Genomic DNA, 12,390 nt, shown 5'->3' with positions numbered 1-12,390 from the left:
TCAGGCCTGGACGGCGAAGCCGTCGGGGACGATGGGGTCGGTGAAGGCGCCGGTCGCGGCGAAGGCGATGGTCTCGCGCACCGCGTTCTCGGCGAGCCGGCGGAGCTCGTTGCCGAGTGAGCCCGCGATGTGGGGCGTGATGAAGGTGTTCGGCGTCGAGCGGAGGCGCGCGTCCGGCGGCAGGAGCTCGGGTTCGGTGACGTCGAGCACGGCGGCGAGGTCACCGCGGTCGAGTCGGTCGGCGAGGGCGTCCTGGTCGAGGATCGCGCCACGGGCGGTGTTCACGACGGTGGTCCCCGGGCGGAGCAGGCCGATGACGTGCCGGTCGATCATGCCCCGGGTGGACGGCAGCAGCGGCGCGTGCAGCGTGACGATGTCGCTCGTGACGGCGAGCGTGTCGAGGTCGACCACGGTGACACCGAGCAGCGTGGCCTCGTCGTCGTCGAGGTACGGGTCGCTGACGAGCACTCGGACGTCGTGTGCCCGGAGCCGCTCGATCACCGCACGGCCGACGCGGGAGGCACCGACCACGCCGACGGTGATGCCGTGCATACCGACGACCGGCCAGGACCCCTCGACGTCGACGGGCCCGGTGGCGGACCCGAGGGCGGCAGCGGTCGCGAACGCGCGCTTGGCGGCGAGGACGATCATCGCGACCGTGAACTCGGCGACCGGCACGGCGTTCGCAGCGGCGCTCGAGGTCACCGCGATGCCCCGGGACCAGACGTCGTCGTCCACCACGGGTTTCACCGACCCGGCGGAGTGCGCCACGGCGCGCAGCCGCGGCATCCGGTCGAGGCGGCCCGCGTCGAGCTCCGGACTCCCCCACCCGGTCACGAGGACCTCGACCTCGGTGAGGAGCACGGCGTCACGCGGGTCGTCCGGGTCGAGCGGGCGGTCGGCGATGAGCCGGACCGCCTCGGAGGCGTGGAGTGCGGCCAGGTTCCCGTGGTCGAACACCCGCGCGAAGGTCGTCTCCGGCATCACGAACGCGACCGGTACGCGGCCTGTTCCGGGCGGGGGCACGGGTTCGGACACCCGCGGTACGGCGCGGTGCGTGCGGGGGTGTGACGTCATCGTCGGCGGCTCCTCGTAGGCGGTCGGCGATCACCATGCCAGCGCCGCGCGGTGTTCGATGTCAAGAACGGCCGCGCAAACGATCACGAAGCGAACACCGGCGCGACCGAGGACCCGCGCACGCTCAGCGTCGGCGTCAGGGTCATGTGCCGTCGGGCGAACCCGGTCTGCGCCGTGGCCGAGATCCGCTCGAAGCACATCGTCGCCGCGAACCGGCCGACGTCGTTCTTCGGTGGCGCCACCGCGGTGAGCGGGACCCCGGCGAGCGCGGCGACCTCGTCGTCGTAGGCCACCACGGAGAGGTCGCCCGGGATCGTCAGGCCCATCTCGGTGACGGTCTCGACGAACTCCACGGCGTAGTGGTCCGAGTGCACGAACACCGCGGTGGTGCCTGTGCCGATGCAGCGTCGGACGAACGCCCGTGTGGCCTCGCCGACCGCGTGCGTCTCGTCGATCACCTCGACGGGTGCGTCGGTGCCGAGGCCGAGCTGGCGGACGCTGCGCTCGTAGCCGGTACGGAGCTGCGGGGTCGTCGGGGTCTCGAACACGGCCATGCCGATCTTCCGGTGCCCGAGCGAGGCGAGGTGGCGGAGGGCGATCCCGGCCCCGGCCTCGTGGTCGCTCCGGACGGACTCGAGCTGCGTGCCGACGGGTGCCTCGGTGAGGGAGCGCTCGACGACGACCACGGGCATCGGTGCCCGGTCGAGGAGCTCGAGGGTGTCGACCGCGTCCGCGACGGTGGTCGTCACGAGGAGCCCGTCGACCCCGGTGGCGATGAGCCGTTCGACCTGCTGTCGTTCGCGGTCCGGGTCGTAGCGGGACACCCCGAGGACGACCCGTCCGCCGAGGGCCTCGGTGCGCTCGGCGACGCCCGCGACGATCTTCGGGAAGTAGTAGCCCGGGTCGGGGACGACGAGTCCGAGGGTGAACAGCGCGCCGGGTTCGGTCGCGGTCCGCGTGGTCGGCTCGGGTCGCGGTGCCGGACGGTGCGGTGCGCCGGCGGTGGGCAGTGTCTCGACCGACACCGCGCCGCCGTGCACACGTCGCACGAGTCCGCGGTCGGCGAGTTCGGACAGGTCGCGGCGCACCGTCATCGCCGAGATCCCTTCGCGCGCTGCGAAGTCCGAGGCGGACAGGCTGCCGTGGACACGGAGTTCGGCCAGGATCCGTTCCTGCCGTCTGGTCGGGTGCATCGTCGCTCCCATGTTCGTTTCGTGTGCGGGTGAATACGCTCGCTTGACCGTCATCATACGGACGTCCCAGGATGACGAAACCGCCACCGGAGGTCCGGCCGCGGACCCCAGCCACGTGAGCAAAGGAGCCACATGAGCGCGACGATGGTCGACCCGGCCACCGAGACGCGGACCCCACGGTCCGACGGCGTCCCGGTGGCCCGCAAGGTCCCGTTCACCGCGAGGTTGCGACGGGACTACCCGCTGCTGATCATGGTCGCGCCGGCGGTGGTCCTGCTCCTGCTGTTCGTGTACGTCCCGATGCTCGGGAACGTGATCGCGTTCATGGACTACCAGCCGTACATCCCGATCGCTCAGAGCCCCTGGGTCGGGTTGTCGAACTTCCAGGTGCTCTTCGCGGACCCGGACTTCTGGCGCGCGACGCTCAACACGCTGGAGATCACGTTCATCCAGCTGGTGCTGTTCTTCCCGGTGCCGATCGCCCTCGCGCTGCTCATCCACTCGCTGGTGTGGCCGTGGCTGCGGGCGACCGTGCAGTCGGTCCTCTACCTGCCGCACTTCCTGTCCTGGGTCATCGTCGTCGGGTTCTTCCAGCAGTCGCTCGGCTCGGGCGGTGTCGTGAACCACGCGCTCCGGCAACTCGACGCCGGCACGATCAGCGTGATGAGCGACCCGTCGACGTTCAAGCTGCTGCTGACGAGCCAGGTGATCTGGAAGGACGCCGGCTGGGGGACGATCATCTTCCTCGCGGCCCTCGCGGCGATCGACGACAACCTGTACGAGGCCGCCGCGATCGACGGCTCGGGTGCGTGGAGCCGGTTCTGGCACGTGACGCTGCCCGGCATCCGGCCGATCATCGTGTTGCTGCTCATCCTGCGGCTCGGCGAGGCGCTGTCCGTCGGCTTCGAGCAGATCATCCTGCAACGGAACGCCGTGGGGGCCGATGCCGCCGAAGTGCTCGACACCTACGTCTACTACCACGGCGTCGTCGACGGCAACTGGTCCACGGGCATCGCCGTCGGCCTGATCAAGGGCCTCGTCGGGTTCGTCCTCATCATGGCGGCGAACAAGGCCGCCCACATGCTCGGTGAGCAGGGAGTGTATTCGCGATCATGAGCACCATCGTCCGTCCGGTCTGGGCCGGGAAGCCCAAGCCCGTCGTCCTCGCACTGAAGGCCGTCGCGATCGTCCTGATCCTCGCGGTGGTGCTGTTCCCGTTCCTCATCGTCTTCTCGACGAGCGTGTCGAGCCAGGCCGACGTCACGGCCGCCGGCGGCTACGTCGTCTGGCCACGGTCCTTCGACCTCTCCGCCTACGTGCAGATCCTGTCCGGCGGGGTCGTCACCCGCGCCGTGGTGGTCACGCTCCTGGTGACGATCGTCGGCACGGCGATCAGCCTCGCGTCGACCGTCCTCGCCGCCTGGGCGCTCAGCCGGCAGGGATCGCTCTTCCAGCGGCCGCTGCTGACGTTCGTCCTCATCACGTTCCTGTTCGCGCCGGGGATGATCCCGCTCTACCTGATGGTCAAGCAGCTCGGGCTCCTCGACAACTACTGGGCGCTGATCCTGCCGAGCGCGTTCAGCGTGTTCAACATGGTCGTCGTCCGCGGCTTCATGATGAGCATCCCGCAGGAGCTCATCGAAAGCGCGAAGATCGACGGCGCCGGCGAGTTCCGCATCCTCTGGCAGATGGTGCTGCCGCTGTCGCGCGCGGTGATCGCCGTCGTCGGGCTGTTCTACGCGGTCGGGTACTGGAACGCGTTCTTCAACGCCCTGCTCTACCTGTCGGACTCGACGAAGTGGACGCTCCAGCTGGTGCTCCGGACGTACGTGCTGCAGGGATCGAGCCTGGTGTCCGGCGCCGGGTCGGACGCGACCATGCAGCCGCCGGCGGAGTCGATCCAGATGGCGGTGGTGATGATCGCGATCATCCCGATCCTCGCCGCCTACCCGCTCGTCCAGCGCCACCTCACCAAGGGCGTCCTGACCGGCGCCGTCAAGGGCTGACGCGGCCCCGCCGAACCACCCTCCACCCGAACGCTTCAAGGGAGAAGCCATGACCGACACGACCACCGCCGGCCTCAGCCGACGGACCCTCCTCTCCGGCGCCGCCTTCGGCCTCGTCGCGTTCAGCGCGGCGGGCGGCCTCGCCGGCTGCTCCTCCGGCGGCACCGCCGCGACCATCTCCGACACGGTCGCCGCGCTGCCGACGTACGTGCCGATCACGAAGGGTCCGAAGCCGGACCTGCCCGGCAACGACGTCGTGCAGCCCGTGTACTACTCGTACCCCCAGGACAGCGAACTCTTCACCTCGGTGAGCGGGAAGGTCGCCGACGGGTCGAAGACGTCCGGGTTCGTCGTCACGTACACGGCGCCGCCGCCCGCCGACAACTCGTTCCTCGACTACATCGGTGGTCTGACGAACACCGAGTACGACCTGACGTTCGTCCCCGGCGACTCGTTCGACACGAAGTTCGCCACGATGACGGCGGGCAACGACATCCCGGACATCGTCGAGTTCCTGACCTTCGCGATGCCACCACGGTTCCCGCAGCTGCTCGACTCGAAGTTCTCGGACCTGTCGGAGTACCTGTCCGGCGACGCTGTGAAGGACTACCCGAACCTCGCGAACATCCCCACCGCCTCGTGGCGGAGTGCCCGCATCAACGGGAAGATCTACGGCGTCCCGGAGCATCGTCCGCCGTTCGGCTCGGTCATGGTCTGCCGCCCCGACCTCATCGAACAGCTCACCGGCGCAGCCCCCGCGCCGAAGGACAAGGACGAGTTCACCGAGCTCTGCAGGGCGGTCACGGACACCAAGGCCGGCCGGTACGCGATCGCCGGCGGCGGCGGGTCGAGCGGCGTCGACTGGTCGTACGACTTCATCGGCGCGACCTTCGGCGTCCCGAACCAGTGGAAGCAGTCCTCGGGCGGGACGCTCACGCACAAGAACGAGACCGGTGCCTGGCTCGAGATGCTCTCGTACATCAAGAAGCTCTGGAACCTCGGGATCTACCACCCGGACACCCCGAGCCTCGAGAGCGCCAAGGCGAAGACGTACATCAACAACGGCACCGTGCTCATGCACCTCGACGGCATCTCGGCGCTGCTCGACGTCACCATGCCGAAGGGGATCGTGACCGGCGGCATCGTGCCGTTCGGTGCCGACGGCGGGAAGGGCGCGAACTACCAGGGCACGTCGAGCTTCTCGTTCGCCGCACTGAAGAAGACCACCCCGGCGAGGATCCGCTCCCAGCTCCGGCTGCTCGACTACCTGTCGGCACCGTTCGGCTCGCGCGAGGCCTTCACGCTCACCCACGGCAAGAAGAACGTGCACCACACCGGCAGCGGACCGGATGCGGTGCTCACGAAGACCGGCGAGCAGATGATCAACGCCAGCTCGCTGTACCGGCTCGCGGCGGGTCCGCAGGTGCTCAACACCGCGGTCCGGATCGACGAGCAGCTCCGCCAGTCGCACGCGTGGCAGGTCGCCACGCAGGACATGCTCGTGAAGAACCCGGTCGACGGCTTCTACTCCCCGTCGGCCACGTCCACGCAGTCGGCGAACCAGGCGTTCAACAGCGTCTGCAACGACTACGTGCTCGGTCGGACGAACCTCGCCGCCGTCAAGGCCGGGGTGAAGACGTGGACCGCTGCCGCAGGCGACAAGATGCGCAAGGAGTACAGCGAGGCGATGGAGAAGCAGGGCTGAGCCCTGGGCTCCGAAACCGAGCGCCCGGTCAGGCGGTCCAGGCCGCCGGGTGCCGCCGCTGCCAGCGGAGCCGTCGCTCGAGCTGCGCGCCGATCGCCAGGAGCACCCGTTCGCCACCGGGACGCCCGATGAGCTGCACGCCCATCGGCAGTCCCGCGCCGTCCGGGTGCTCCTCGTCCGTCACACCGACGGGCAGCGTGATCGCCGGCAGCCCGGCCACGTTCGCCATCGACGTCCACGGCGAGTAGGCGCACTGGCGGCGGAAGTCCTCCTCCGGGTCGGACCCGTACCAGCCGAGCGGCCGCGGCGTGAGCGCGAGGGTCGGCGTGAGGACGGCGTCGAACCGGTCGAACGCACCGATGAGCGCCGCCGAGAAGGTGTCGAGCGCCGTCATCGCGTCGAGCACCTGCGTGCCGGTCAGCGCGCGGCCGCGGTCGACGAGCCACGACACCAGCGGCGTCAACCCGGACAGGTCGATCCCGGGGACCATCGGCAGCCGGGCAGCGCTCGACTCCCACGCCACCCGGAAGGCGTCGGCGTACGGCGCCCGGGGCATCCGGACGTCCTCGACGCCGTGCCCGACCTCGCCGAGCACCCGGACGGCGGTCTCGACGGCGGCGCGCGCCGCGGGGTCGACCACCACGTCGACGGTGTCGTCCCACGGGGAGCCCTCGAGCAGTCCGACGACGAAGCGCCCCTCGCCGCGGACGGCCGCGGCGGTGAACGGCCCCTCGCCGACGTCGGGCGTGACCAGCGCGTACGGGTGCGGTTCCGGGAGCCCGGTCGGCGCCACGAGCGCGTCGAGCAGCATGCCCGCGTCCGCGACGTTCCGCGTGATCGGCCCCGCGACCGACAGCCCGCCGACGCCCGAGCGCCCGGGCATCGACGGCACACGACCACGGCTCGGCTTCAGCCCCACCAACCCGGTCGCCGCCGCCGGGATCCGCACGGAGCCCCCACCGTCCGACCCCACCGCGGCCGGGAGGAGTCCGGCCGCGACCGCGACCGCCGCACCGCTCGACGATCCCCCGGGCGCGCGGCTCGTGTCGTACGGGTTCCGGGTCACGCCGAACCGGGTCTCCGACGACGAGGACATCCCGAACTCGGGCGACGCCGTCTTCCCGAGGCTCACCGCACCGGCGGCGTCGAGCGCCGCGACGAGCGGGTGGTCGGCTGCCGCGGGGCGGTCGGGCAGGCTCGTGGTTCCGTTCCGCGTGGCGACGCCGGCGCGGTCGTACAGGTCCTTGTCGGCGGACGGGAGGCCCCACAGCGGCCTCGACGTCGGCACCCGGTGGCCGAGGTGCTCGGCTCGGTCGCGTGCGGCGTCCGCGGTCACCGTCACGAAGGCGCCGAGACCGGGATCGAGCCGGGCGATCCTCGCCAGGTAGTGGTCGGTCACCTCGAGCGCGGTCGCCTCACCGCGTCGGATCCAGTCCCAGAGTTCCTGCGCGGCGAGGTGGTGGAGTTCGAACACCGCCTCAGCCTAGGTGCGACCGGAATCCTGAACATCCCCTCAGTGACGCGTCCCCCGTTCGGGGGGCGGATCCGCGGCTGTCCCAGCGCATTGCTCATCCGATTTCCCTGGGGACTCCTCGGCGCGCGGGCAGTGAGCACGGGGTACGGTTCCGCGTCGCTCACGACCCGCAGGAGGACGCGAGCAGATGGTGATCAGGGACACCCGGAAGAAGGACATGGACAACAGGGAAACGAACCACACGACCAGGACCCGCACCAGGAGGCGAGTCGCCGCAGGGATGGCACTCGTCGCGGCCGGTGCCGTCGTCATCGGACTCGCGCAGCAACCGAGCGCGTCCGAAGCGGCGACCACCTCGCTGACCAAGATGCCCACGGGCACGGTGGTGTCGAACGGTCGGACGTGGAAGCAGACGTACGCCGAGGACTTCTCCACCGCTGCACCGCGCGGCAGCGTCCTCAGCAAGTACCCGGGCCTCGGGGCCTACGACGGCTACCGCGACACGAGTGGTCGCGGGCTCTACGCACCGGACAAGGTGCTGAGTGTCAAGGACGGCAAGCTCGACTTCTGGGTGCACTCGGAGAACGGGCAGCCGCTCGTCGCCACGGTGCTGCCGGACAACTACCGCGCACACACCACGGGTCGGGTGTCCATCCGCTACAAGACGACGGACACCCCGGGCTACAAGTTCGTCGGGATGCTGTGGCCGACGGACGACGACTGGAACAAGGGCGAGATCGACTGGCCCGAGGGTGACCTCGGCAGCACGGCTCGACCCGCGTCGGCGATCCCGGGATCGATGCGGAACGGAATGATGTCGTTCGACGGCAGCGTGCAGAAGCCGACCAAGTCGGCCCAGAGCAGCGGCTACCACGTGGCGACCACCGAGTGGGACCACGGCGTGGTCCGGTTCTACTGGAACAACTCGCTCGTGTCGGTCACCCGCAAGGCGGTCCCGACGGACCCGATGCGGGTCACGCTGCAGGCGGAGACCGCCATCGGCGGCTCCGTGCCGGCGTCCGCGAGCGGACACGTCGACATCGACTGGGTCTCGATCTGGGACTGACCGAGTGAAGGACTGGAGGCGCGGTGCCAGCTGGCACCGCGCCTCCAGTCCGTGGTCCTCGCGTCCACGTCCTTGCATCCTTCGGAGGAACCCCGCGGAGTGCGTCCCTTCGCCGGTCGTCCGTCGGACGCGCCGTTCGTAGCGTCGATGCCATGACGATCACCACCGAAGACCGGCACACCGCCGGCACCGGCACCGCCCGTCGGACCGGGGTCCGCGGGGTCATCACGCGGCACCCGCTGGCCTCCTTCGCCACCCTCGCCCTCGGCCTCAGCTGGCTGGCGTGGATCCCCTACATCCTGTCGCCGCACGGCCTCGGCGTCTGGGACCTCCACTTCCCCGAGTTCCTCGGCACGGCGCAGTTCACCGGCGTCCTGCCGGGAGCGTTGCTCGGCCCCCTCGGCGGTGCCTTCCTCGTGACGGCGATCGCCGACGGCCGCCCCGGACTCCGCCGCTGGGTCGGTCGGCTCTGGCACTGGCGGGTCGCCTGGTACTGGTACGCCCTCGCCCTCGTCGGCGTGCCCGCGATCATCGTCGCCACCGGGCTGCCCTTCGCCGGCGGCCAGGTGCAGGCGCCGAGTGCGCTCGCGCTGCTCGCCCTCGTTCCCGGACTCGTGGTGCAGCTCTTCTCCACCGGGCTGTCCGAGGAGCCCGGCTGGCGCGACTTCGCCCTGCCGCGACTGCAGGAACGGTTCGGCCCGCTGGGCGCCGCCGCCGTCCTCGGCCCGCTGTGGGCGCTCTGGCACATGCCGCTCTACCTCAGCGACTGGGGCGGATGGCCGGACGCGCACTGGACGGAGCCGGTCGTGTTCGCCGTGTTCACCATCACCTTCAACGTCGTGATGACGTGGGTGTTCAACCGCACCGGCGAGAGCCTGCCCGTCGCCCTCCTCCTGCACGTCGGCGTCAACAACACCATCTCGACGCTGTGGGCCGACATGTACCCGGGGATGACCGCCGGCACGATGATGCACGGCCTCGCGATCGTGTCCACCGTCGCGGCCCTCGTCCTGCTCGTGGTGACACGGGGGCGGCTCGGCTACACCGGCGGCGGACGCGGCGGCAGCGGCCGCACCGTCGGCACGCCCCGACTCGTAGGATCGAACGATGGCACCCGCTGACGCGCCCGACCGACGCGACGCACGCGGCGTGCCCACCCGACGACGCCGCTGGACCGACCTGCTCGTCGCCGCCGGCACCGCCGTGGTCACGCTCGGACTCCTGCTCGGCCTGCCGCCACTCGATGCCATGGACCCGGACACCACGGACACGATGGGCGCCGGTCCCGGGTTCCCCGATGTCGGCGGGACCGCGTGGACCCTCCTCGCGGTCACCCTGGTCGCCCAGTCGGCCCTGCTGCTCGGCGCCCGCCGGGCACCCCGCTCCGTGCTCCTCGCCGTCGGTGCGCTGCCGATCCTCCTGGCCCTCGTGTCGACGAGCGCCGCGTTCGGCCTCACCGCGCTGCCCGTCGTCGTGGCGGTCGTGCTCGCCACGCTCCGGGTCCCGCTCCCCCGCCTCTGGCCGGCCGTCGCGGGATCGGCGGCGCTCGTGGCGGTCGGCACGGGGATCACGTGGGCCCACGGCTCCGGCGCGATGCGGAGCGGCGTCGTGTCCGGGCTCGGCGCGTCGGCCGGGCAGGGCGTGCTGCAGGCCGTCGGCGCGGTCGGACTCCCCCTCGTGGTGACGCTCATCGTCCGGTCCCGCCGCGAGCTCCGGGCCGCACGCCGGGCCGAGTCGGACGCCCGCACCGCAGCAGCCGACGCCCGCACCGCGGCAGCCGACGCCCGGACCGCCGAGGCAGCCGCCCTCGCCCGGGAGCAGGACGCCCGCGTCGAGGCGGCCGTCTCCCGCGAACGCGCCGCGATGGCCCGCGAGCTGCACGACATCGCGGCCCACCACCTGTCCGGGATCGCCCTGATGTCGGCCGTCGTCGACCGGCAGATCGACACCGACCCGGACGGCGCGCACGAGGGTGTCCGGCAGGTGCGCGAGCAGAGCACGGCCGTCCTCGAGGACCTCCGCCGCCTCGTCGGACTCCTCCGCGACGACACCCCCGCCGAGACCGTGGTCGAGACCGTCGCCGGCATCGTCGACCTCGTCGAGGCCGCCCGCACGCGCAGCGCGGTCGAGCTCACCGTGCAGCCGGGCGACCACCCGCTGGCGGACGGCATCGGGCCGCTCACGCAGCTCGTCGCCTACCGCACCGTGCAGGAGGCCCTCGCCAACGTCGCGCTCCACGCCGCCGGCGCACCGTGCCGGGTGACCGTCGACGACCGCGACCCCGACCGCCTGACGGTCCGCGTCGAGAACGGGGTGCCCACCGCACCGTCCGTCGGCAGCTCGCGGTCGGGTGGGAACGGACTGCGCGGCATGCGCGAGCGGGCAGAACTGGTCGGGGCGCGCCTCCAGGTCGGACCCACCGGTGACGGTGGCTGGACGGTCGAGCTGGTGACGGCTCGGGAGGCGCGACCCGACGCCGACACGTCGGCCCACGCGCCGGAGGTGGCCGGGTGATCCGCGTGCTGGTGGCGGACGACCAGCCGCTGGTCCGCGCCGGTGTCTCCGCCCTGCTGTCCGCAGAGCCCGACATCGAGGTCGTCGGGGTCGCCGCCGACGGCGGCGAGGCCCTCGCGCTCGCCCGGAGCACCCGGCCCGACGTCGCGTGCCTCGACATCCGGATGCCGGTGCTGAACGGCATCGAGGTCACGCGCGAACTCTGCGCGCCCGGGGCCGACCCTTCGGTCCCGGTGCTCGTGCTCACCACGTTCGACCTCGACGACCTCGTGTTCGGCGCGCTCGAGGCGGGTGCGTCGGGCTTCCTCCTGAAGGACGCCGAGCCGGACGTGATCGTCGGGGCGGTGCGGCAGGTCGCGGCCGGGAACGGCACCATCGACCAGGCGCTCACCCGTCGCGTGCTGCGCGAGTTCGTCGCGCGGCGGAGCCTGCAGCCGGTGTCGGGCGACCGGGCGGACGAGGTCCTCACGGCTCGCGAGCGGGACGTGCTCCTGCTGCTCGCCCAGGGGATGTCGAACGAGGAGATCGCCGCCGCGCTCGTCGTCGAGGTCTCCACGGTGAAGTCGCACCTCGCCCGGATGCTGCCGAAGCTCGGGGTGCGGTCGCGGCTGCAGGCCGTGGTGTGGGCGTACCAGAACCGGATCGTGACGGTGCCGGACGGGGCGTGACGGTCTCGGCGCGTGCTCGTGCGTCTGTTCGTGCTCGTGGCCGTGTTCTGCGGCGATGGTCAGGCGCGGCGGCGGTACCGGATGTGGGTCGTCAGCGGCGAGTGCAGGACCTCGACGGGCTCGAAGTCGAACGACTCGGCGCCGTCCGCGAAGATCCGCTCCCCGGAGCCGAGCAGCACCGGGGCGACGTCGAGCGTGAGTTCGTCGACGACCCCGGCGGCGAGCGCCTGGCGGACCGTCGAGGCGCCCCCGGCGATGTCGACCCCGGCGTCACCGGCCGCCTCGACCGCGCGGGCGTAGGCGGCGTCGAAGCCGTCGGTGACGAAGTGGAAGGTCGTGCCGCCGTCGAGCTCGATCGGGTCGTGGGCCGTGTGCGAGAGCACGAAGACGGGTGCGTGGTACGGCGGTTCGTCGCCCCACCAGCCCGTCCAGTCGTCGGGCCGCTCGGTGCTGGGCGGCCCGAACATGTTCTGGCCCATCACGTACGCGCCGCGGGGTCGCATGAGCCAGCCCGCTGCCGTGCGGTCCGCCTCGCCGACGTCGGCGCCGGGCATGTGCCAGGTGTGGAGTTCCCCGCCCCGGCGTCCGAGGGGTTGGTCGAGGCGCTGGTCGGGCCCGGCGACGAAGCCGTCGAGGGAGATCGACATGTGGCAGGTGGTGTCGGTCATCAGGTGCGCTTCCGTTCGA

The 12,390-nt window shown here is 71.5% G+C and carries 11 protein-coding genes; 7 read left to right on the top strand and 4 right to left on the bottom strand.

Translation table 11 applies throughout. The annotated features are described in order from the left end of the window. Both JSX79_RS07600 and JSX79_RS07595 read right to left on the bottom strand, forming a co-directional pair. Entirely contained in the window at positions 1-984 is a 984-nt protein-coding gene (locus JSX79_RS07600) for a hydroxyacid dehydrogenase (RefSeq protein WP_229085658.1), read from the bottom strand. Positions 985-1,160: 176 nt separating this feature from the next. Beyond that, a complete protein-coding gene (locus tag JSX79_RS07595; RefSeq protein WP_229085655.1) occupies positions 1,161-2,270 on the bottom strand; it encodes a substrate-binding domain-containing protein in 1,110 nt (369 codons plus the stop codon). 132 nt (positions 2,271-2,402) lie between these two features. Here JSX79_RS07595 and JSX79_RS07590 point away from each other — a divergent pair, with 132 nt between their 5' ends. From JSX79_RS07590 to JSX79_RS07580, 3 genes are read left to right on the top strand one after another with little or no spacing between them, the layout of a single operon-like run. Then, complete coding sequence (locus JSX79_RS07590) at positions 2,403-3,386, top strand: sugar ABC transporter permease (protein WP_229085653.1); 984 nt, start codon at positions 2,403-2,405, stop codon at positions 3,384-3,386. Then, positions 3,383-4,276 carry a carbohydrate ABC transporter permease gene (locus JSX79_RS07585; RefSeq protein ID WP_229085651.1) on the top strand — a complete coding sequence of 298 codons (894 nt, stop codon included), beginning with the start codon at positions 3,383-3,385 and terminating at the stop codon, positions 4,274-4,276. The genes JSX79_RS07590 and JSX79_RS07585 overlap by 4 nt, the downstream gene beginning before the upstream one ends. 49 nt (positions 4,277-4,325) lie before the next feature. Further along, complete coding sequence (locus JSX79_RS07580; RefSeq protein ID WP_229085649.1) at positions 4,326-5,981, top strand: extracellular solute-binding protein; 1,656 nt, start codon at positions 4,326-4,328, stop codon at positions 5,979-5,981. A 28-nt stretch (positions 5,982-6,009) separates the two neighbouring features. Here JSX79_RS07580 and JSX79_RS07575 read toward each other — a convergent pair whose 3' ends face one another. Continuing rightward, entirely contained in the window at positions 6,010-7,455 is a 1,446-nt protein-coding gene (locus JSX79_RS07575) for an amidase (RefSeq protein WP_071296216.1), read from the bottom strand. A 280-nt stretch (positions 7,456-7,735) separates the two neighbouring features. Here JSX79_RS07575 and JSX79_RS07570 point away from each other — a divergent pair, with 280 nt between their 5' ends. The 4 genes from JSX79_RS07570 (at position 7,736) to JSX79_RS07555 (ending at position 11,703) form a co-directional block, all read left to right on the top strand. Beyond that, on the top strand, positions 7,736-8,521 hold the full coding sequence (locus JSX79_RS07570) for a glycoside hydrolase family 16 protein (protein ID WP_092386902.1): 786 nt from the start codon (positions 7,736-7,738) through the stop codon (positions 8,519-8,521). A 152-nt stretch (positions 8,522-8,673) separates the two neighbouring features. Next, positions 8,674-9,642, top strand: a complete 969-nt coding sequence (locus JSX79_RS07565) for a CPBP family intramembrane glutamic endopeptidase (protein ID WP_229085648.1) — start codon at positions 8,674-8,676, stop codon at positions 9,640-9,642. After that, positions 9,629-11,035, top strand: a complete 1,407-nt coding sequence (locus tag JSX79_RS07560; protein WP_229085646.1) for a sensor histidine kinase — start codon at positions 9,629-9,631, stop codon at positions 11,033-11,035. The genes JSX79_RS07565 and JSX79_RS07560 overlap by 14 nt, the downstream gene beginning before the upstream one ends. Then, entirely contained in the window at positions 11,032-11,703 is a 672-nt protein-coding gene (locus JSX79_RS07555; protein WP_229085644.1) for a response regulator transcription factor, read from the top strand. Before JSX79_RS07560 ends, JSX79_RS07555 begins: the two co-directional genes overlap by 4 nt. A 59-nt stretch (positions 11,704-11,762) precedes the next feature. On the opposite strand, the gene JSX79_RS07550 is transcribed toward JSX79_RS07555, so the two are convergent. Continuing rightward, entirely contained in the window at positions 11,763-12,371 is a 609-nt protein-coding gene (locus JSX79_RS07550) for a dihydrofolate reductase family protein (protein WP_229085642.1), read from the bottom strand. Positions 12,372-12,390: the final 19 nt, after the last annotated feature.

It is taken from the genome of Curtobacterium sp. GD1 (assembly GCF_020882855.1).
GTDB lineage: Bacteria > Actinomycetota > Actinomycetes > Actinomycetales > Microbacteriaceae > Curtobacterium.
Note: the sequence above shows the minus strand (reverse complement) of the source record. Positions and strands in the feature narration are given on the sequence as shown.

What these genes read in the sequence shown, in the direction of transcription:
- JSX79_RS07595 (WP_229085655.1), bottom strand. Translation starts at nt 2,270, where the DNA reads ATGCACCCGACCAGACGGCAGGAACGGATCCTGGCCGAACTCCGTGTC.
- JSX79_RS07550 (WP_229085642.1), bottom strand. Translation starts at nt 12,371, where the DNA reads ATGACCGACACCACCTGCCACATGTCGATCTCCCTCGACGGCTTCGTC.
- JSX79_RS07600 (WP_229085658.1), bottom strand. Translation starts at nt 984, where the DNA reads ATGCCGGAGACGACCTTCGCGCGGGTGTTCGACCACGGGAACCTGGCC.
- JSX79_RS07560 (WP_229085646.1), top strand. Translation starts at nt 9,629, where the DNA reads ATGGCACCCGCTGACGCGCCCGACCGACGCGACGCACGCGGCGTGCCC.
- JSX79_RS07585 (WP_229085651.1), top strand. Translation starts at nt 3,383, where the DNA reads ATGAGCACCATCGTCCGTCCGGTCTGGGCCGGGAAGCCCAAGCCCGTC.
- JSX79_RS07570 (WP_092386902.1), top strand. Translation starts at nt 7,736, where the DNA reads ATGGCACTCGTCGCGGCCGGTGCCGTCGTCATCGGACTCGCGCAGCAA.
- JSX79_RS07580 (WP_229085649.1), top strand. Translation starts at nt 4,326, where the DNA reads ATGACCGACACGACCACCGCCGGCCTCAGCCGACGGACCCTCCTCTCC.
- JSX79_RS07565 (WP_229085648.1), top strand. Translation starts at nt 8,674, where the DNA reads ATGACGATCACCACCGAAGACCGGCACACCGCCGGCACCGGCACCGCC.
- JSX79_RS07590 (WP_229085653.1), top strand. Translation starts at nt 2,403, where the DNA reads ATGAGCGCGACGATGGTCGACCCGGCCACCGAGACGCGGACCCCACGG.